We start from the raw sequence: 18,178 nt of genomic DNA, 5'->3' as shown, positions 1-18,178 counted from the left end.
TCACATGGTCACCGCAATCCGGACACCGGAGCGTATCGGTGCCATTACGCTCGGCCACAGGTGTATCCGGCCCGCGTCCTCATGGGGGTGACCTTCCCGTGGTCAACATCCGCGACCTCGATCCCAGCGCCTCGCCGCTGGACTACTACGGCTACGAACTGCGCCGCCTGCGGGAGGAGGCCGGGCTCAAGCAGGGGCAGTTGGGCGACATCATCTACTGCACGGGCTCGCTGATCGGCCAGATCGAGACGACGAAGCGGGTGCCGACCCGCGACTTCTCCGAACGGCTGGACGCGGCGCTGGGGACCGGCGGAGTCTTCTCCCGCCTGGTGGGACTGGTCCTGCGGAGCCAGCTGCCGACGTGGTTCCAGGCGTATGCGGAGATGGAGGCCCGGGCGACGTTCATCTCCACCTTTCAGGCGCAGTTGATCTATGGGCTCCTTCAGACGGAGGCCTACGCAAAGGCGCTGTTGACCGTGGAGTATCCGGACAGGGCGAACGAGATCGTGGCGGCCCGTATCGAGCGTCAGCGCATACTGGCGCGGAAGATCCCGCCAGTGCTGCTGGTGGTGCTGGACGAGGCACTGCTGCATCGCAACGTCGGTGGCTGTGAGGTCATGAGGGAGCAACTGGCCCACCTGCTGAATCTCGTTGGCCGACCCTGGATCCAGATCCAGGTGGTTCCCTTCTCGACCGGTGAGCACAGCGGGATGATGGGATCGTTCACTCTCCTTCGCTTTGACGGCGACCCTGATCTCTTCTACACGGAGAGCTATGACACGGGCCACATGACGGCCAATCCGCAAGTGATCAGGGAGCGTTCCGTCGGATACGCTCGGTTGCAAGCCGCAGCCCTCTCGCCAGAGGAGTCGGCCCTTCTGATCGCTCGCGTAATGGAGGAACGCTATGGGGACCAGTGTGGATCTGACGGGCGTGCAGTGGCGTAAGTCGTCCTACAGCGGCACCAGCGGCGGCGAGTGCGTCGAGTGCACCCCCCTCGGCGGCGCCGCCTGGCACAAGGCCTCCTACAGCGGAAGCACCGGCGGCGACTGCGTCGAGGTGGCCGCTCAGCCCTGCCGGGTGGCCGTCCGGGACTCCAAGCGGCCCGACGGGCCGGTCTTCACCGTGGCCCCGGAGGCGTTCGGCGCGTTCGTCCGGAGCCTCTGACCGCACGCCGACAGCGGCAGCCCCCCGCCGGGGCTGCCCGTCTGCCGGTGCCTCAGACGAGAGGGTGCGGGGCGGGCTCGTCGGCCTGGACGGAGGCGGAAGCGGCAGCCGCCGGGGCGACCGCGACCGCAGGAGCGGCAGCGGCGGCGGCCTGGCGGTCGATCATCGCTGCGATCACCTCGGGTGCCACGGCCCGCGAGTACAGCCAGCCCTGGCCGGTGTCGCAGCCGACGCGCCGCAGCCGGGCCGCCTGCCCCGCCGTCTCCACGCACTCGGCCGTCACCGTCAGCCCGAGCCGGTGCGCGAGCTGGACCAGGGCCTCGACGATGGTCTCGTCGGCCGGGTTCGGGTGGGCGCCCTCCTCGTAGCGGAAACCCCGGACGAAGGACCCGTCCAGCTTCAGCACCGAGACCGGCAGCCTGCTGAGGTAGGCCAGGTTCGAGTAGCCCGTGCCGAAGTCGTCGATCGCGATCCGCACGCCCATGTCGCTCAGCGCCTGGAGGGCCTGGAGCGGCCGGCCCGCCGAGCCCATGACGGCCGACTCGGTCAGCTCCAGCTGGAGCAGCTGCGGCGCCAGCCCCGTCTCGGCCAGGATCTCGGCGACGTCGCCCACCAGGTCGGAGTCCCACACCTGGCGCACCGCCACGTTGACCGACACGAAGACGGGGGCGTCGCTGGGCTGTTCGATCTGCCAGCGCCGCGCCTGACGGCAGGCCGTGCGCAGCACCCACCGCCCCAACTGGACGATGGAACCGTCCTCTTCGGCGATACCGATGAACCGATTCGGCGTCAGGGTGCCGAACTGCGGGTGGTTCCAGCGCACCAGGGCCTCCACCCCGCGCACCGTCCCGCTCGCCAGGTCCACCAGTGGCTGGTACTCCAGCGCGAACTCCTCTCGCTCCACCGCCGGCCGGAGCGTGGAGGAGAGCGCCTGGCGGGTCATGCGGTGCGCGTTGCGCTCCGGGTCGAAGAGGGTCCAGCGGGCCTTGCCGTCCGCCTTCGCCCAGTACAGCGTCGTGTCGGCGGCCTGCATCAGCCCGGTGGCCGAGGTGCCGGCCGTGGCCCGCTCGACCACGCCGATCGAGGCGGAGACCGAGAGCCGCTGGCCGGCCAGGTCGAAGGGCTCCTGTACGGCGGCCAGTACGCTGCGCGCCAGGTCCGCGAGCTGTTCGGTGCCGGTGGAGTCCTCCACCAGCAGGGCGAACTCGTCGCCGCCGAGCCGCGCGACCAGGTGGCCGCCCGTGCGTCCGTAGCCGGACTGGTCGGCGCACTGGGTCAGCCGGGCGGCGACGGCGGCCAGGAGCCGGTCGCCGACCCGGTGGCCGAGGGTGTCGTTGACCGCTTTGAAGCCGTCGAGGTCCAGGTAGCACAGCCCGATCCGGCCTGTGCCGCCGCCGTGGTCGTACGAGGAGGCCTCCAGGGCGGCGGAGAGCCGCTCGAAGAACAGCGCCCGGTTGGGGAGCCGGGTCACCGGGTCGTGCATCTGGAGGTGGCGCAGCCGGGCCTGGAGGTCGCGCCGGTCGCTGATGTCGGCGACGGACAGCAGGACGTCCCCGGTGCCGGGGACGGGCCCGAGGGTGACCTCGGTCCACAGCGAGTGCCCGTCGGGGTGTTTGAGGCGCCGGGTGCAGCGCAGCCGGGCCTGCCGCCCGCGCAGCACCTCCTGGTACGCGGCCCAGGTGCGGGCCTCGGCGGCCAGGTCCACCAGGTCGGCGGCGCACCGGTGGACGAGCGCCTGCGGATCGGCGCCGAGCAGTCCGGCGAAGGCCTGGTTGGCGGTCACGACGTAGCCCTCGCGGTCGACGACCGCCATGGCGAGGTGGGCCGCGTTGAATGCGGCCCGGTAGTCGCGCCGTTCGGATGCGGCGCGCACCGAATCCGCCGCCGCTGGCACTGCGGCGTGACGCTCCGTGACGGCCGGTCGGATGCTGTCGGCCGCCGAACCGGTTCCCTCTGAGGTTCCGCTCACCGTTGGCTCCCGCAGTGCTCGTGAGTGTCCGTGCAGGAAAGTGTGCCGATCATAGAGGCTGCCGGGAGGCCCTATCCAGCGGCGTCGCCGCGAGGGGCCGGGGAGTTCGGTGTGATGACGAATCGTGGGCCATGGCTCGGACGATCGTTTCTGTGCGGCTGTGAGCAAGCGGAGGCCGCTGCTGATCCCAGGTGATCGGATGTGACGTTCTGTAGGCAAACGCGTGAACCCCGGGGGTCACCGGCTTGCCGCAGTGCTCACTCGTGTGGGGCAGCGGAACAGGGCGTTAGTAAGACAATCGCCTCAAGGTGGACGAGATGGTACGAATCCACCACCGGAGGTCGATGTGCCGCCACAGCAGACACCCGGGGGAGTGGACCGCTCCCGCCTCCGAAGCACGGCGGCGGCGTTCACGTCCCTGACGGCACTGGCCGCCATGTCGCTCGTCGCGGGACCCGCCGTCGCCGACCCCGGAGCCGGCCCCTGCGCGCTGACCCGCACTGCGGCGCACCACTCCCTGGGTCTGGACACCTGGAACGGCGCCTACCCGCGGCCCGAGCGCACGCTGAACGCGGTCATGGTCTTCCTCTCCTTCCCCGACCACCGGCCCACCTACACGCCCGGGGAGATCGCCGGCGACTACTTCCCCGCCACCAGTGACTTCTTCGCGCGGGCCTCGTACGGCCGGTTCGCGCTGGTGCCGCACCCGCAGAAGCAGTGGGCCCGGATGCCCAAGCCGTCCACCGCGTACGGGATACGGCGCGACTGGGCCCCCGAGGACCGGGCCGCCTACCTGCGGGACGCGGTCGCCACCGCCGACGCCGGAGTGGACTTCAGCCAGTACGACATCGTCTACTTCGTCGCCGACCCGGACGCGCCCGGCGTGGACTCCGATGCCACGAAGGTCGTCAACTTCGACCGTCCGATCCGGGCCGACGGCACGGACCTGCGGAGGATCGTGACCGTCTTCGAGCGGCGCCCGCCCGACCGCAACGTCCTGGCCCACGAGACCGGACACGTCTTCGACCTGCCCGACCTCTACCACCGGCCGACGGACGGCAAGGGCGACTGGGACACCTTCGTCGGAGACTGGGACGTCATGGGCAGTCAGTTCGGGATGTCCCCCGACCTCTTCGCCTGGCACAAGTGGAAGCTGGGCTGGCTCGATGCGAGTCAGGTGGACTGCGTGCAGTCGGGCTCCACGCTGCACACGCTCCAGCCGCTGGCGCAGGCCCCCCAGCTGGGCGGGACGGGCGGCACCCGGCTCGCCGTGATCCGTACGGGACCGGGCACTGCCATCGCCGTCGAGGCGCGGGGCCCCGCCGGCAACGACGGCGACACCTGCACCGAAGGGGTCCTGGTCTACCGGGTGCGCAACGAGGCGGTCTCGGGCGGTGGACCGATCGAGGTGCTGGACGGACACCCGGCGACGGAGGCGTGCTGGGACCGCTCGGTGTACCCGCCGCTGGCGGACGCGCCGCTGGAGGTGGGCGAGACGTACACCGTGCCGGGGGAGCGGATCACCATCAAGGTGGCGGACCGGACCCGGTCGGGCGCCTACACGGTGAAGATCACCACGTGACGACGAAGAAGGCCCCCACTCGTGAGAGTGGGGGCCTTCTTCCGTCTGTGCGCCGCCAGGGACTCGAACCCCGGACCCGCTGATTAAGAGTCAGCTGCTCTAACCAACTGAGCTAGCGGCGCCTGCTGACGTCGTAGACATTAGCATCCGGATCCGCGGAACGAAAAATCGATATCCGCAGGTCCGGTGGGCGCGCTGCCGCGGGCCGCCCGTACGAAGGCCCAGAGCAGCGCTTCCGGCCCGGGGAGCCGCGGCGGGCGCGCCTCGGGGGCGGCCAGCCAGCGCGAGGGGCCCGGGCCGCCGGCCAGCGGCGGCACGGTGACGGCATCGCCGAGCCCGTGGCACAGCGGCGCCGGGATCGTACGGGAAGCGCCCCATTCCTCCCAGGCGAGCAGGACGGGGAGCCGGTCGGCGGTGCCGGTGGCGGCGAAGAGCAGCATCCGGCCGCGGTGCACGGCTGCCGGGCCGGAGCCGGGGGCCCTGGACCTGAGCAGGTCGAGGATCCGGCGCCCGAGGACGACGGGGACGTTGACGACATCGAAGACGGTGCCGCAGGGCAGCACCGCGGAGGCCGTGGGCCGGGCCTGCCAGGCGGCGAGCACGGCCCGCGGGTGGGCGCACGCGGAGGCGAGCCAGGCGGCGCCCTGCTGGGTGACGTGGCCGGCGGGCGCGCTGCGCGCGTCGGGGGCGGGGCATCCGGTGGCCGTCATCAGCGTCGTCATACGCCCAGGTCTACTCCGGGTAGCGACCCGGTCTCCAGGAGTTACCGGAAACCGGGACAGGGCGGGTGGTGCTGAGGTATGTTGCGCCCCGCATATGCCAGAGGGCTGGCCGGATCCGCGCCGCCCGACCGGCGGGCCCCCGGCGAGCCCCCTCAGGGCGTGCCGGTGTCACGCTGCAGGGACTCGCCGAACTCGATCATCTTGCGGGCGTAGTCCTCGGTCCACTCGGCCTGCTCCGCGATCACCGCCGGCGAGAGCCGGTCGAACCGGCGCGGGTCGGCCAGCTGGGCCGCCGCCAGGGCCTGGAACTCCACCGCCCGCTCCTGCGCCGCCCGGAAGGCGAGCGTCAGCTCGGTCGCGCGGGCCAGCAGTTCGCGGGGGTCGTCCATCGACTCCAGGTCGAAGAAGTGCTCCGGGTCCGTGGCCGCCTCCGAGGGCTCGAAGAGCAGCGGCGCCGGCCGCGGCCTGCGCTCGGTCCGCTCGGGCTCTGCCATGCGTGTCCTCCTGCTGCGTGCGAAATCCTTCCGGGCCACCGTCCATTGTCCAACGCCGCGCAAGGGTGCAGCCCGGTCGGCTGGAACGTCCGTACGAGGTGCGGGGCGCGGGAGGAAGCCGCGCGGCCCAGGGGTGCAGGAGTCGAGCAGGTGTCCGGCCGGCGCCCGGACGTCAGACCGTGACGGCCTCGGCGGCCCGCTGCTCGGCCAGCTCGGCCACGTCATCGAGGACGCCGGCCAGCCGGTCGGCGAGACCCTCCGGAACGGCGAACCCTTCGGGCCCCACGAGGCCGCCGATGCCCGGGATCGCGACGGACCGCGCGGCGGGCCGCATGCGCAGCCGGGTGAGCACCGGCAGCAGCATCTCGGCGGCGGGGGCGCCGCCGGTCGGGCCCGCGCTGTAGCTGACGAGGCCGACCGGCTTGTCCCGCCACTCGCGGTAGAGGAAGTCGATGGCGTTCTTGAAGGGCGCGGTGAAGCCGCCGTTGTACATCGGCAGGACGAAGAGGAAGGCGTCCGCGGAATCGACCAGGGCGCTCCAGTCGCGGGTGTGCTGGTGGGTGTAGACGCCGCTGGAGGCGTACTCGGGCTCGTCCAGGAAGGGCAGGGCGATCGTGCCGAGGTCCACGGGGGTCACCTCGAAGGCGCCGTGGGCGCGCGCCCGGTCGGCGACCCACTGGGCGACGGGGCGCGCGGCGGAGGTGGGGCGGACGGAAGCGGAGATGACGTGCAGGCGGGTCATGAGGCGAACTCCCCGATATGGTGTGTTTGTTGACGTGTCACCTATCAAACCGTGAGGTGGGTGACGTGTCAACCAGGTAGATGATGTGTCACCCACCTGGCTAGAGTGCCCCCATGACCGCACCCGAGCCGCGCTGGCTCACCGAGCCCGAGCAGGACGCCTGGTATGCGTGGCGGCGGATGTTCCCACTGGTCAACGCCGCGATCGCGCGGGATCTCGGCCAGGACAGCGGGCTCTCCGAGGCGGACTACGACGTCCTGTCGGTGCTCGGCTCCACCGACGGCCACCGCATGAGGATCAGCGCGCTGGCCGTCCTGATGCAGTGGTCGCGCAGCCGCCTCTCGCACCAGATCACACGGATGGAACAGCGCGGGATCGTCCGCCGTGAGGAGGTGCCCGGGGACGGCCGGGGCGCGGAGGTCGTCCTGACCGGGGCGGGCGTGGAGACCGTCCGGGAGGCGGCGCCGCTGCACGTGGAATCCGTACGCCGGCACCTGATCGACGTCCTGACACCGGAGCAGCTGCGCACCCTGGCCGAGGTCGGTGAGGTGCTGCGGGAACGCAAGGGCCTCACCCGCAAGGGACAGCAGCCGCCCCCGGCCCCCCGGCGATAGCCGCGGCCACCGACCGGCAGGCCGCCGGGGCTCAGGGCTTCCAAGCCACCCGGTGTTCCGCCAGGTGGGCCAGGACCGAATGGTTGGCCTCCCGACTCTCGGGAAACAGGTTCGCCATGTAATGTCACTGCGTGTAGAGGGGGCTACACGGGGGGTAACGAAATGGCGCACAGGTCGTCACCGGGGACTCGCGTCCTGAAGATGCGGCGCATCAGCCGGGACTCCGAGGACAGTTCTGCTCTGGCGCGTCAGGCTGAAGCCCTGGATGGCGCAGCCGCGGCGGGCCGGTTCGATGTGGTGGGGGACATAGAGGACTCGTTCATCTCGGGTGCGGTCCGCCCCGAGGAGCGGCCTGGCCTCGGCAGGTGGATGCGTGAGCCGCTGTGGCATGAGTGGGACGCGATCATGGTCACTTCCCTGGACCGCATCACTCGGAACCAGACGCACTGGGAGATGTTCGCCGACAAGTGCTACCAGGACGGCAAGGACGTCATCTGCCTTGATGACCCGGCCTTGGACATCACTCCTGGCAATGGCCGGATGATCGCTTACATCAAGGCGACACAGGCGCAGGAGTACCGGGAAGCCATCGTGCAGAAGCGTCGGAACCAGACTCAGTACTACCGCGATGAAAGCCTTTGGGGCGGCGGGACTTGGCCCTTCGGCTATCGGCCGGTCCTCACGGAGCATCAGGGCCGGCGGCGCTACAAGCTGCTCATCGACCGTGTGACGGGCCCCCTGATCCGTGAGGCGTACGAGCGAATCGCGGAGCAGGGGTGGTCCATGAGTCGCCTCTGTCAGGACTGGAACGAGCGCGGCGTCCTCACGTCGCAGGACTACCAGCGGAGCGCCAACGCAGACGAGAAGAAGCCCGGAGTCGCGACGGCCGTCAAGGGAACCAAGTGGACCACGTCCACCTTGGGGAAGATGCTGAAGAAGCCGATCCTCAAAGGGATCGCCATGCACAAAGGCGAGCCGCTTCTTCGTGACGGAGTTCCTGTTCGGTGGGCTGATCCCATCCTCAGTGATGGGGAATTCGACACATTGCAGGCGGCGGTGACGGCGCTGGGTCGGCATCGTGCCGGAATCAAGTCCAATTCATCTCCCATGACGGGCGTGCTCTACTGTCCGTGCGGCAGGAAGATGTACGAGAACAGCTCGATCGGGAAGTTGAACACGGGAGACATCCGGCACCACAAGTACTTCCGCTGCTCTTCCTGGTCCAACGGCAAGGCGTGTGATTTATCCGTCTCCTGGTCTCAGGATCAGGTGTACGCAGCTGCGGAGCACGCATTCCTCGTCAAGCTGGGTGGTGAAGAAATCACCGAGCGCCAGTACGTTCCGGGCAGGGACAACAGGAAGCACATCAAGGAGCCTGAGCGCGCCATCGACAATCTGTCGCAATCAATCGCCTTGGCCGCCTCTCCTGTGGTGGTCGCCTCTCTGACCGGGACAATGGAGCGGCACGCGGCCAACCTTGAGGAGCTGATGGCTGAACCTTTCGTACCCGGTCGGTGGGAGGTCACTGGCACCGGCCAGACCTACGCCGAGAAGTGGTCTGGAATGACAGGATGGAAGGAACAGGGGCCCTTCCTTCGGCAGGCTGGCTTTCGGCTCTTCATCTGGGGCCGCCCCGGGGCGAAGGGGCGAGGCATGGCTATCTATGTCATCTCTCCGAATGACGTCGCTGAGAGAGTGAGTGATGTTTTGGCTGGATCTGTAGAGCCGAGCGACGAAGAACCGTGGAACCTTGAAGCTTTGCAGATTTTCAAGGAGGTCCTGGAGGTAGAGATTGACCAGTTGAGGTCTGTGCCTCTCAAGTGAATCATGGCCCGCTGTTCAGGCAGGGGGTTTTGTTGCCAGTCGCTGAAGGCCGCACTTCCCTACGGCCGCCACGGGATCCGATGGTTGGACCAGAAGTCCCACGTGGTCATCATGGCCTCCCATCCGTCCGGGAATTTCACCGTCACCCCCAGCTGGACCGGCTCCGTCGAGGGGTGGTCGTCCAGGAGTTCCGCTATGCCGGCCCGGGCCACCACCACGCAGGCGTGCCGGTGCCGGGAGGCCAGCACGCACAGGCGGCCCGTCTCCAGGTGGAAGGCCGTCGCGTCCGGGCGGCCCGACAGCGGGTGCAGGACCACCGTCAGGTCGTACTCGCGGCCCTGGAGCCGGTTCGCGGTGTCCACCGTCACTCCCGTGACCCCCAGCGAGGTCAGCGCCGCGCGCACGGCGGCCGCCTGGTCGCGGTGGGCCGTGCCCACCGCGATGCGGTCGGCGCTCAGCGCGGCCGGGACCTCGGACTGCTCGTCGCAGGTCACCGCCCCGCGGTCCAGGGCGCGGCGCACCACCAGGGCCACCGCCCGCACCGCCTCCGGGTCGGTGCGCGGCGTGTGCCGCGCGGGCAGCTCCAGCAGGCCCCAGCCCGACTCGGCGGCCTCGTCCAGGACCCGGTCGGGTCCCGACCCGTCCGAGGCGACCCCGTAGGACAGCCGCCGCTCGCCCGGACCCGTTCCGCTGCGGAACTGCGTGTACGGGTAGAACGCCCGGGAGACCAGCGGCGCAGCCGTCGCCGGGAGCCGCCATGACACCGGCAGCCGGTGCTGGGGCAGCTGCGGATTGTGCGCCAGCAGGGTGCTGACCGCCGAGGCGGAGGGGTCGTAGGACAGGCCGGCCCACTGGTCCGCGCCGACCACGCTGAAGGGGTCCAGCTGCCCCGGATCGCCCACGAACAGCGCCCGGTCGAACAGCCCGGCCACGGCCAGCAGCGCATCGGAGCGCATCTGGTACGCCTCGTCGACGATGGCGTGTTCCCAGGGCTCGGTGTCCTTGACGAAGGCCCACTTGGCCGCCGTGGAAATGGTGATCGGCAGCTCGGCCAGGTCCCCCGGCTTGGCGGAGAGCGTCACCGAAGGCAGCTCGCGCAGCGCCGGATCGTAGGCGTCCCCCTCGCTGCTGTGCAGCCGGCCCACCTTGAGCTCCGGATCCTTGACGGCGAGCCGCAGCACCAGGTCGTCCACCTGCGCGTTGGTCTGCGCCACCACCATCAGGCGGCGTCCGGCCGCTGCCAGCTCGCGGGCCGCCCGCACCACCAGGGTCGACTTGCCGGCCCCCGGAGGGGAGTCCACGACGACGCCCCGCTCCGTCCCGTGCAGGGTGTCGTGCAGGATGGCGGCGGTCGCGCGCGCCGCGGCGGCCCCCGGATCGAAGGCGGTCACAGGATGTCCTCGTCGGTCACGGCGTCGGGCTGGAGCACGGCGGCGGACGCGGCCGCGGATCCCGGCGGTCCGCCGTGCGTCCACGGGGTCTGCTCGGGATCCGGGAGCTTGGGCCCGCCGCGCGCGTCGTGCTCGAAGAGCGTCCAGCACACGCGGTCGCCCTTCTCGGGCACCGAGCCGGGCTCCGGCTCCCGGCCGCGGCCCATCTTGTCCAGGAGGCGCAGCACCAGCTGCCCGTCCTCCTCGAAGCGCACGAAGCGCGCGCTCTGCGGGCGGCCGTCCAGTGAGCGGTAGACCTTCACGCCCTCGCCGTCCGCGAGCTGCGGATGGTCCTCCGTGGCCACCGTCACCAGGGGGCGCGGGCTTGGACGCTTGGAGTCCGTCCACTCCATCACCACCTCGGTGACCTCACCCGCGAACGCCTCGCCCGCCAGCCGGCGGCCCGCCATCACCAGGGGGTCGTCCAGCGCCTCCTGGGCGTCGAGCCGCACCTGCTCCGTCTCCCGCGTGGCCAGCTTCTGGGCCGCGGTCACCGCGTCGTCGCGGCGCGGCTGCGGCGGCTCGCCCGCCCGTACGCGGTCCCGATGGCCGGTGTAGGACCAGCGGTCGCGGACCCAGCGCTCCTCGGCCCGCTCGCCCGCCGGCAGGGCGCGCAGCAGTTCGAGCGCCCGCCAGACGGCCTTCCAGGTGGGCCGCAGCTGGGACGCGACCAGCTCCCGCACCTCTTCCTCGGCACGCTCCCGGGCCCGCTGGTCCTGCGGCTGCGCCGAGCGCGCCGCGTCGTAGCGGGCGATCGCCGGGGCCAGCCGGCGGTTGTCGAAGGCCGGGTCCGTGGCGGGGCCCGCGGGCGGCACCAGCAGCTGGCCGTCCCGGTCCCGGGCCAGCTCCGCGCGCAGCGCCGCCTCGGCTCCCGACTCGCCCTCCGGGGGCGCCGTCCAGGCCAGCAGCGCGCCCAGGTGCTGGTCCTCCACCGTGCTCTGGCCGCTGGCCCAGTGCCGCCCCAGCAGCTCCGTCGCCGACAGCAGCATCGAGGAACCGGGGACCCGCGAGCGCTCCGCGAGGTGCGTCAGCCAGCGCCCCAGCAGCGGCACCCGCGGGGGCGCCGGGTAGGGGGTGTCCGGATCCTCCTCGGCCGTGCGGCGGAACCGCATCGACCGGCCCAGGAGGCGTACGTACTCGATGCCCGCCCGGCTCGGCACGATCAGCTGCGGGGCGTCCAGGCAGAGCTCGGCCTCGACCTTGGTCCTGCGGCCCGTTTCCGGATCGGTCTCGCTGCGCTCCACGAGCTCGACCCCGTCGGCGTAGGAGTCCACATACGGCAGCACCTCGCCGGCGAGCTCCGCCAGGAAGGTCCACCGCAGGTCGCGGTCGCGCGGCTGCGGGACCACCAGCAGCCGGGGCTGCCGGGGGTCGGTGCCCACCAGCGCCCCGAGCGGGGCCCCGGCTTCACCGGCCGTCGTCAGCGGGACGAGGACCAGGGGGCGCTCGCTCAGATGGCGGTGGCGCACGGTCGCCAGCGGCTGCGCCCGCCCGGTGCGGACGGCCTGGAGCCGCGCGAGGGTGCTCAGGAGTGCCATGCGCACCCCTCCCCGTCCACGCGGGCCGCGCCGGCGAGCTGAAGCGCCTCGGCGCGCAGCCGGGCCGCCCGGTGCAGTGCGGCCGCGGTCGGATCGCCCGCGGGGCCCTGTCCGGTGGCCGCCGCGAGGGCCTCCCCGACGGTGGTCAGCGCGCCCAGTTCACCCCGTACGGAGCGGCCGAGGGCGCTCACCTGGTCGGCGGCGCGGGCCTTCTCCCGGCAGTGGAAGGCCAGCTCGCAGGCGGCCAGGCATTCTGGGGCGTAGGCGGCCTCCACCGCGGCGACGGCTTCGGCCAGTTCCTCGGCGGTCTGCGCCGGATCGAAGCCCAGTCCCTCGGGCAGCGCCGCGGCGAGCTCCTCGATCCGGGTGAGCCGCTCCAGCTGCCGCAGGGTGACGGAGCGCTCGCGGCGGACGTCGACCGGCGAGGCGGTGGGAAGGTTGGAGAAGTCCTTGGGGCAGACGAGCAGCACCGTGTGCCCGACCTCGGCGCCCGCCACCTTCGCGGCGGTCTTCTCCAGGGCGAGCACGTAGACGGCGGCCTGCCGGGCGGCGGCGCCCACTTTCGCGGCATCGGCGGAGCCGTCGATCATGGGGAACGACTTGATCTCCACCACGGTCCAGCGGCCGTCGGGATGCACGACGACGGCGTCGGGCTCCAGGTAGGCGGGGGAGCCGGCCACTTCCAGCGCCAGCATCGGGTGGTCCAGCAAGGTCCAGGCCCCTGCCTCCCGCCCGGCGGCGGTGGCCTCGCGCAGGGCGAGGGCGGTGCGCGCGGCCCGTCCCTCGGGCCCGGCGGCGGACAGGTCCGGGACCCGCGCGCCGGGCCCCGGCGGCTCGGACCCGGCGGCGAGGTGCGCGTGCACCAGGCGCAGCAGCTCGGTCCCGCCATCGCCCTTGACCTTGGCCTCGAAGGAGTTGCCGCGGACGATGGCGAACTGCGACTGGCCGAAGGGCGCGGGTGAGCCGAGGGCCGAGGCGAGGGCGGTCTTGTCCACGCCGGCGCCGTCGAGCAGGGCCCGTCTGCCGCAGCCGGGATTGGCGGCGAGCGCCGCGAGCGCCCGGGCGTCGAGCGGGCGGGGCGGTACGGCCGGGCCGCGCAGGCCGGCGAGCCGCTGGCGCAGGGTCGTCTGCGGAGCGCTGCTGGGCGGGTAGGAGCTCACCCGCGGAAGTGTCCCATCCGCCACTGACAATCGTGGACTTCCGGCGGAAACGGCCCGGGACCGGCCGGTGACGGAGGGGCCCGGTCCGGGTGGGCCGGGTGGGGCCGCCCGGTGTTCACGTGTTGGATGATGTACGGACGAAAGAATCACCGTAAAAACGTACGAAGTCTTATCCAACGGGAGAAATCACATGGCCCCCCGCATCCTGCTGGCCCGCCACGGCCAGACGGCGTGGTCCCGGCTCGGCAAGCACACCGGTCGCACGGACGTGCCCCTGCTGGAGGAGGGCAGGCTCGGCGCGAAGCTGCTCGGCGAGCGGCTGGCCCGCGACCCGTGGAAGGGCCTGCCCGGCGTGGAGGTCCGCACCAGCCCGCTGGTGCGTGCGGCCGAGAGCTGCGATCTGGCGGGCTTCGGCGTCCGGGCGGAGCCGTGGGACGCGCTGATGGAGTGGGACTACGGGGACTACGAGGGCATGACCCCCGCCGAGATCCAGGCGGTCCGGCCCGGCTGGCTGATCTGGCGCGACGGCGTCCCGGGCGGCGAGTCCGTCGCCGACGTCGCGTCCCGCGCCGACGAGGTGGTGGCCTGGGCCCGCTCGGCGGAGCGCGACGTCCTGGTCTTCGCGCACGGGCACGTCCTGCGCACCCTGGCCGCCCGCTGGCTCGGCTTCGACGCCTCCTTCGGCGCCCGCATCCGGCTGGAGCCGACCTCGCTCTCGGTCCTCGGCTGGGCCTACGGGGCCCCCGCACTGGAGCGCTGGAACGACACGGGGCACCTCGACGCGTGAGGGCGCCCGCTGCCGCTCCTTTCGGCCTCGGGGCTCCAACGTGGCCTAAAGCGCCGGGAGTTGCGCGGTCGGGCGGTGGGGAGGATGGGCCCATGACGATCGACTCCGTGGTGCTGCGGCGGCGCGTGGACGAACTGGCGCCCGCGCTGGACTTCTACGTGCGGCTGACGGGGCTGCCGGCGACGCGGTTCCGGTTGGCCGGCCTGGACCTCGCGAGCGTCGGGCCGTTCCTCCTCTTCAGCGGACCCGACAAGATCGCCGAGCGGTTCGCGGCCGTGGCGGCCACCTTGTTCGTCGCCGACCTCGACTCGGCGGTGGCGCACTGCGCGGCCTTCGGCGGCGAGGTGGTCGCGGCACCGGCGCCCACGCCCAACGGCCGCCGGGCGGTGGTCCGCCACCCCGACGGCGGGGTCTACGAGTACGTCGGCGCCTGACGCGGCGCACGTCCCCGCCGCCGGCGCCCGCCGGTGCGGGCCCGGCTGCGGCCACCGGCACCCGACCGGGCCCGGCGCCTGACCAGGCCCGGCCCCGACCGGCCCCCGTTCCGACCGGGCCCCCGTCCCGCCCCCGCCCCTCAGGCCGTCGCGTGCCGGGTGAGGAAGGCGCCCACGCGCGGCGAACGCTGGTGCGGCACCAGCGTGCGGGCCGTCTCTGCGAGCAGGGACCGCACCCGCGTGGACTGCACCTGTTCCAGCAGGTCCAGCACCCGGCCGCCCGCCCACGCGGCCTCGTCGGGGGCTCCCGCACGGGCCAGGTCACCGGCCAGCTCGGCGGTGTAGAGCGCCACGTTCCGGGCGAAGTGCGGATCCTGGAGGTCGGCGGCGCGGCGCGCGTGGCGGGCAGCGCGGGCGGGTTCGCCGAGCGCCGCCCAGCACCGGGCCTCCAGGGATTCCAGCTCGGCCTCGCCGAAGAAGGACATCCACTCCGGGTCCGCGGCCGCCTCGCCGCGCGAGAACTCCGTGTGCGCCCGGGCCAGCGCCTCCTCGCAGGCCCTGCGGTCGGCCAGTCCCGCCCAGCCGCCCGCCTCCCGGAGCGCGAGCAGCGACAGCAGCCGCGGGGAACCGAGGGAACGGGCGGCGCGCCGGCCCGCCTGGGCAGCCCGTACCGCCTCGCGGGCCCGTCCGCAGTCGCGGGCAAGGAAGGCCATGTTGCTGAAGGCGTGCGCCTCCAGGCCCGCGTCCCGTGCCACCCGGGCCGTCGCCAGGGCCTCCGCGTAGTGCGAGCGGGCGTCGTCGAAGCGGCCGGAGTCGTGGGCCAGCCAGCCCACGGAGACGGCGAGCTCTCCGGCGCCCGCGTGGAGCCGGTCCTCGGTGGACTGCCGGGCGGTCCCGGCGTCGAGCAGCGCGTACGCGGTGCGCAGGGGTTCGGCGGCCCGGCGGTAGAGGGCGTCGGCGCCGTGCCGGTCGTCCAGCAGGCGGATCTTGCGTACGGCGTCCTCGACGGCCGCGGCCTCGGACTCCCCGGCGCGGGAGGGGATCCGGCGGGTGTCGCCGAGCAGCGTGAGGCCGAGCGTCGCGGCCGCCACGGTCGCGGAGCCGCCGGCCATGAACGCGCGACGCAGCACGTCGCTCTCCTTGGAACGGGAATCGGAACGGGAATCGGAACGGGCGGGGGGCCGGTGGACGGTTCGGGAGGGGGAGAGGGGGTCGCGCTGTGCCGAGCGGCCGCGCACGGACTCGCGCGGTGGGAAGCCCAGGTCGGCCAGGGTGCGGCCGGGGAACATGTGGAGGAAGACCCGCTCGTAGGCGTAGTTGGGGCAGCGGATCTCGCCGGACTCGACCCGGCCGATGTAACGGGCGTCGCAGGAAACCGTTTCTCCGATCTCCTTCGCCGCCCGGCGTACCAGCGCCGCGAACTCGGCCGGGGAGTGCTGCCCGCGCAGCCGCCGGAACATGGAGTTGGGTGAGTGGGGGGACGCCGCCATGGACGTGGCCTCTCTGGCAAGGAACGCAGCGCCGATGCCGTGACATGTGAAGGTGTGGCCCGGCGGGCATGAACGTACCGCCGCCGAGGGGTCGTTCACACGATGTTTGGCTACAAAACGGATATCTCACCCGCGATCCGCCATGAACTGCCATCCTTTGCAGCGTCTTGCCACCGCACCCGTTGACGTTTCCGTGCGTTGAATCCCTACGGAGCCGGAGGCGACCCACGCTCCGGGCTCGTACACGGATCGAGGAGGGGTTCCCTTGGTGGAGGCCGGCATGGAGATCAGTGGAGCGAACACCGCGCCCGAGCCCGGCGCGACCTCCGTCGAGGCCCCGGACCTGGTGACCGTGCCCACCCGGCAGGGGCTGGAGGCGGTGGACATCATCCGCCGGGCCGCCAGCCGGGCCGACGGGGTCGGACCCGTCCTGCACGACGGAACCGGTGACACCCTCGCCTTCCTCGTCCCGCCCGGCACCGCCGACGCCTGGGACCTGCCGGGCAGCGCGTGCACGCAGAGCAACGGCCGCGGGATGCGCTTCGACGGGGCGGCCGTGCCCGCCGCGGGCGGCACCGGCTGGCTGCTGCCGCCGGAGGCCGTGGGACCGGTCACCGACCCCGAGGTGCTGCGGGCGGCGCTCGGTGAGGCGGCCCGGCTCATCGAGGCGGCCGACAACTGTTTCTGACCGGCGACAATGGGGGCGTGGCAGGCAAGGACAGAGGCAAGGGCAGGCAGCAGCGCGGGCGCGGCGGCGAGGTGGTCGCCGGGCAGGTGGCCGGCGGGCGGGCGGAGCTGGAGCCCGACCGCGAGCGCGCCGACGCCTGGACCCTGCTGATCGACGGCGCCCCGCAGTCGCACGTGGACCTGGCCGACCCCGGCCACCTGGACTTCTCCTACCAGCGGCGGATCGGCCACCTGATCGACCTGGCCGCCCCCGCCCGCCGGCCGCTGAACGTGGTGCACCTGGGCGGCGGCGCCTTCACGCTCGCCCGCTACACCGCCGCCACCCGCCCCCGCTCCAGCCAGCAGGTCGTGGAGATCGACGCGCCCCTGGTCGCCTTCGTACGGGAACACCTGCCGCTGGACCCGCAGGCGCGGGTCCGGGTCCGCGCGGTGGACGCCCGCGCGGGCCTGGCCAAGGTGCCCGACGGCTGGGCCGACCTCGTGATCGCGGACGTGTTCAGCGGTGCGCGCACTCCGGCCCACCTGACCAGCGCCGAGTTCCTGGACGACGTACGCCGCGCCCTGGCGCCCACCGGGTGGTACGTCGCCAACCTCGCGGACGGCCCGCCCCTGGCCCATCTGCGGGGCCAGATCGCGACGGCCGCCTCCCGCTTCGCGCAGCTGGCGCTGGCCGCCGACCCGGTGGTGTGGCGGGGCAAGCGCTTCGGCAACGCGGTCCTGGTGGCCTCCGACGGGGAACTGCCCGTCGCGGAGTTCACGCGCCGCGTCGCCGGCGACCCGCACCCGGGCCGGGTCGAACACGGCCGGGCGCTGGCGGACTTCACCGGAGGCGCCGCCCCCGTCGCCGATGCCTCGGCGGTGGCCTCCCCGCAACCGCCCCCTTCGGTCTTCCGCGGCTAGCTGTGACCGGCGTGCCCGGCCGGGCACGCCCAGGGGCCAGCCCTCAGGGGTCGGCCTTCAGGGTCGCTTCAGGGGTCGACCGTCTCCACCATCGGCGGGTGGTCGTGCCACGTGCAGAACACCGACACCTCGCGGCCGTCCCGGGTGAAGGTGACCCGGATCCAGAAGTCCTGCTTCCAGACCTGGATCCGCCAGCCGGCGGCCGGGGTCGCCGAGACCAGCTCGGCCGAGGTGGTGCCGAGGTCGAAGACCACCCTTCCGCCGGAGACCGGGTATGCCTTGACGTTGCCCGACGCGCCGTCCTGCGGTGCGCGGTACGGGCGCGGGCTCGACGGCTTCGCCGGGGACCGGGCGGAGGAGGGCGACGGCGACTCCCCGGCGCTCGGGTCCTCCTGCGGGCCCGAGGGCGAAGGGGAGGGGGAAGGGGAGGGCGAGGACGAGGGCGAGGGCGAGGGGGTCCCGTCCCCGTGGGTCGAGGAGGACAGCGGCCGCGTCGTCAGCGGGACCGCGAGCGGGGGATCGTAGGCCGTGCCCGACATGACGGTGTGCACGCCCCACCAGGAGAGCGTCACCGCGGCCCCGGTCGACAGCGTCCACGCCATGGCATGTACAAGTCCTCGTCGCATCGCAGGACATAC

At 72.5% G+C, this 18,178-nt stretch carries 18 protein-coding genes and 1 tRNA gene; 9 read left to right on the top strand and 10 right to left on the bottom strand.

Annotation, left to right across the window (positions count from 1 at the left end):
- Positions 1 to 98 precede the first annotated feature (98 nt).
- Complete coding sequence (locus tag AMK16_RS16670) at positions 99 to 947, top strand: helix-turn-helix domain-containing protein (protein ID WP_073915513.1); 849 nt, start codon at positions 99 to 101, stop codon at positions 945 to 947.
- Positions 907 to 1,167, top strand: coding sequence for a DUF397 domain-containing protein (locus AMK16_RS16665; RefSeq protein WP_073915510.1), 261 nt, complete (start codon positions 907 to 909; stop codon positions 1,165 to 1,167). The genes AMK16_RS16670 and AMK16_RS16665 overlap by 41 nt, the downstream gene beginning before the upstream one ends.
- A 52-nt stretch (positions 1,168 to 1,219) precedes the next feature.
- Here AMK16_RS16665 and AMK16_RS16660 read toward each other — a convergent pair whose 3' ends face one another.
- Positions 1,220 to 3,136, bottom strand: a complete 1,917-nt coding sequence (locus tag AMK16_RS16660) for a putative bifunctional diguanylate cyclase/phosphodiesterase (protein ID WP_242438743.1) — start codon at positions 3,134 to 3,136, stop codon at positions 1,220 to 1,222.
- Between the two features lie 346 nt (positions 3,137 to 3,482).
- On the opposite strand from AMK16_RS16660, the gene AMK16_RS16655 reads away from it, so the two are divergent.
- Positions 3,483 to 4,718, top strand: a complete 1,236-nt coding sequence (locus AMK16_RS16655) for a M6 family metalloprotease domain-containing protein (RefSeq protein WP_079191533.1) — start codon at positions 3,483 to 3,485, stop codon at positions 4,716 to 4,718.
- A gap of 48 nt (positions 4,719 to 4,766) precedes the next feature.
- Here AMK16_RS16655 and AMK16_RS16650 read toward each other — a convergent pair.
- The 4 genes from AMK16_RS16650 to AMK16_RS16635 all read right to left on the bottom strand — a co-directional run bounded on the left by AMK16_RS16650 (position 4,767) and on the right by AMK16_RS16635 (position 6,676).
- A tRNA-Lys gene (locus AMK16_RS16650) sits at positions 4,767 to 4,840 on the bottom strand.
- A gap of 18 nt (positions 4,841 to 4,858) precedes the next feature.
- Positions 4,859 to 5,440, bottom strand: coding sequence for a bifunctional DNA primase/polymerase (locus tag AMK16_RS16645; RefSeq protein WP_107417152.1), 582 nt, complete (start codon positions 5,438 to 5,440; stop codon positions 4,859 to 4,861).
- 152 nt (positions 5,441 to 5,592) lie between these two features.
- Positions 5,593 to 5,934: a hypothetical protein gene (locus AMK16_RS16640; RefSeq protein ID WP_073915504.1), complete on the bottom strand. Its 342-nt coding sequence runs from the start codon at positions 5,932 to 5,934 to the stop codon at positions 5,593 to 5,595.
- Between the two features lie 172 nt (positions 5,935 to 6,106).
- Complete coding sequence (locus AMK16_RS16635) at positions 6,107 to 6,676, bottom strand: NADPH-dependent FMN reductase (protein WP_073915501.1); 570 nt, start codon at positions 6,674 to 6,676, stop codon at positions 6,107 to 6,109.
- Between the two features lie 113 nt (positions 6,677 to 6,789).
- Here AMK16_RS16635 and AMK16_RS16630 point away from each other — a divergent pair, with 113 nt between their 5' ends.
- Both AMK16_RS16630 and AMK16_RS16625 read left to right on the top strand, forming a co-directional pair.
- Positions 6,790 to 7,290: a MarR family winged helix-turn-helix transcriptional regulator gene (locus tag AMK16_RS16630; protein ID WP_073915498.1), complete on the top strand. Its 501-nt coding sequence runs from the start codon at positions 6,790 to 6,792 to the stop codon at positions 7,288 to 7,290.
- Positions 7,291 to 7,491: 201 nt separating this feature from the next.
- A complete protein-coding gene (locus AMK16_RS16625) occupies positions 7,492 to 9,114 on the top strand; it encodes a recombinase family protein (RefSeq protein ID WP_158071221.1) in 1,623 nt (540 codons plus the stop codon).
- 59 nt (positions 9,115 to 9,173) lie between these two features.
- On the opposite strand, the gene AMK16_RS16620 is transcribed toward AMK16_RS16625, so the two are convergent.
- Genes AMK16_RS16620 through AMK16_RS16610 form a run of 3 tightly spaced genes read right to left on the bottom strand, consistent with a single transcriptional unit; the run spans position 9,174 to position 13,242 of the window.
- Positions 9,174 to 10,505 (bottom strand): AAA domain-containing protein, encoded by a 1,332-nt coding sequence (locus AMK16_RS16620; RefSeq protein ID WP_073915492.1) that lies wholly within the window; start codon positions 10,503 to 10,505, stop codon positions 9,174 to 9,176.
- Positions 10,502 to 12,082 carry a hypothetical protein gene (locus AMK16_RS16615; RefSeq protein WP_073915490.1) on the bottom strand — a complete coding sequence of 527 codons (1,581 nt, stop codon included), beginning with the start codon at positions 12,080 to 12,082 and terminating at the stop codon, positions 10,502 to 10,504. The genes AMK16_RS16620 and AMK16_RS16615 overlap by 4 nt, the downstream gene beginning before the upstream one ends.
- A complete protein-coding gene (locus AMK16_RS16610; protein ID WP_107417151.1) occupies positions 12,070 to 13,242 on the bottom strand; it encodes a hypothetical protein in 1,173 nt (390 codons plus the stop codon). The genes AMK16_RS16615 and AMK16_RS16610 overlap by 13 nt, the downstream gene beginning before the upstream one ends.
- A 190-nt stretch (positions 13,243 to 13,432) precedes the next feature.
- Here AMK16_RS16610 and AMK16_RS16605 point away from each other — a divergent pair, with 190 nt between their 5' ends.
- Both AMK16_RS16605 and AMK16_RS16600 read left to right on the top strand, forming a co-directional pair.
- Positions 13,433 to 14,029, top strand: coding sequence for a histidine phosphatase family protein (locus AMK16_RS16605; RefSeq protein ID WP_073915483.1), 597 nt, complete (start codon positions 13,433 to 13,435; stop codon positions 14,027 to 14,029).
- 92 nt (positions 14,030 to 14,121) lie between these two features.
- The gene (locus AMK16_RS16600) at positions 14,122 to 14,463 is read left to right on the top strand and encodes a VOC family protein (RefSeq protein ID WP_073915480.1); all 342 of its coding nucleotides are present in this window, start codon (positions 14,122 to 14,124) and stop codon (positions 14,461 to 14,463) included.
- A gap of 140 nt (positions 14,464 to 14,603) precedes the next feature.
- Here AMK16_RS16600 and AMK16_RS16595 read toward each other — a convergent pair whose 3' ends face one another.
- Entirely contained in the window at positions 14,604 to 15,953 is a 1,350-nt protein-coding gene (locus AMK16_RS16595) for a transcriptional regulator (protein WP_073915477.1), read from the bottom strand.
- Between the two features lie 280 nt (positions 15,954 to 16,233).
- On the opposite strand from AMK16_RS16595, the gene AMK16_RS16590 reads away from it, so the two are divergent.
- Both AMK16_RS16590 and AMK16_RS16585 read left to right on the top strand, forming a co-directional pair.
- Positions 16,234 to 16,641: a hypothetical protein gene (locus AMK16_RS16590; protein WP_073916210.1), complete on the top strand. Its 408-nt coding sequence runs from the start codon at positions 16,234 to 16,236 to the stop codon at positions 16,639 to 16,641.
- Positions 16,642 to 16,658: 17 nt separating this feature from the next.
- Positions 16,659 to 17,540 carry a spermidine synthase gene (locus AMK16_RS16585; RefSeq protein WP_107417150.1) on the top strand — a complete coding sequence of 294 codons (882 nt, stop codon included), beginning with the start codon at positions 16,659 to 16,661 and terminating at the stop codon, positions 17,538 to 17,540.
- A gap of 68 nt (positions 17,541 to 17,608) precedes the next feature.
- On the opposite strand, the gene AMK16_RS16580 is transcribed toward AMK16_RS16585, so the two are convergent.
- Complete coding sequence (locus AMK16_RS16580) at positions 17,609 to 18,166, bottom strand: hypothetical protein (RefSeq protein WP_073915471.1); 558 nt, start codon at positions 18,164 to 18,166, stop codon at positions 17,609 to 17,611.
- Positions 18,167 to 18,178: the final 12 nt, after the last annotated feature.

This window comes from Streptomyces sp. CB00455 (genome assembly GCF_001905445.1).
Taxonomy (GTDB): domain Bacteria; phylum Actinomycetota; class Actinomycetes; order Streptomycetales; family Streptomycetaceae; genus Streptomyces.
Note: the sequence above shows the minus strand (reverse complement) of the source record. Positions and strands in the feature narration are given on the sequence as shown.

Bases quoted from the DNA above. Each gene is read 5' to 3' on its own strand.
- AMK16_RS16645 (WP_107417152.1), bottom strand. From the start codon at position 5,440: ATGACGACGCTGATGACGGCCACCGGATGCCCCGCCCCCGACGCGCGC.
- AMK16_RS16665 (WP_073915510.1), top strand. From the start codon at position 907: ATGGGGACCAGTGTGGATCTGACGGGCGTGCAGTGGCGTAAGTCGTCC.
- AMK16_RS16595 (WP_073915477.1), bottom strand. From the start codon at position 15,953: ATGGCGGCGTCCCCCCACTCACCCAACTCCATGTTCCGGCGGCTGCGC.
- AMK16_RS16600 (WP_073915480.1), top strand. From the start codon at position 14,122: ATGACGATCGACTCCGTGGTGCTGCGGCGGCGCGTGGACGAACTGGCG.
- AMK16_RS16625 (WP_158071221.1), top strand. From the start codon at position 7,492: ATGCGGCGCATCAGCCGGGACTCCGAGGACAGTTCTGCTCTGGCGCGT.
- AMK16_RS16630 (WP_073915498.1), top strand. From the start codon at position 6,790: ATGACCGCACCCGAGCCGCGCTGGCTCACCGAGCCCGAGCAGGACGCC.
- AMK16_RS16580 (WP_073915471.1), bottom strand. From the start codon at position 18,166: ATGCGACGAGGACTTGTACATGCCATGGCGTGGACGCTGTCGACCGGG.
- AMK16_RS16640 (WP_073915504.1), bottom strand. From the start codon at position 5,934: ATGGCAGAGCCCGAGCGGACCGAGCGCAGGCCGCGGCCGGCGCCGCTG.
- AMK16_RS16615 (WP_073915490.1), bottom strand. From the start codon at position 12,082: ATGGCACTCCTGAGCACCCTCGCGCGGCTCCAGGCCGTCCGCACCGGG.
- AMK16_RS16605 (WP_073915483.1), top strand. From the start codon at position 13,433: ATGGCCCCCCGCATCCTGCTGGCCCGCCACGGCCAGACGGCGTGGTCC.
- AMK16_RS16590 (WP_073916210.1), top strand. From the start codon at position 16,234: ATGGAGATCAGTGGAGCGAACACCGCGCCCGAGCCCGGCGCGACCTCC.
- AMK16_RS16635 (WP_073915501.1), bottom strand. From the start codon at position 6,676: ATGACCCGCCTGCACGTCATCTCCGCTTCCGTCCGCCCCACCTCCGCC.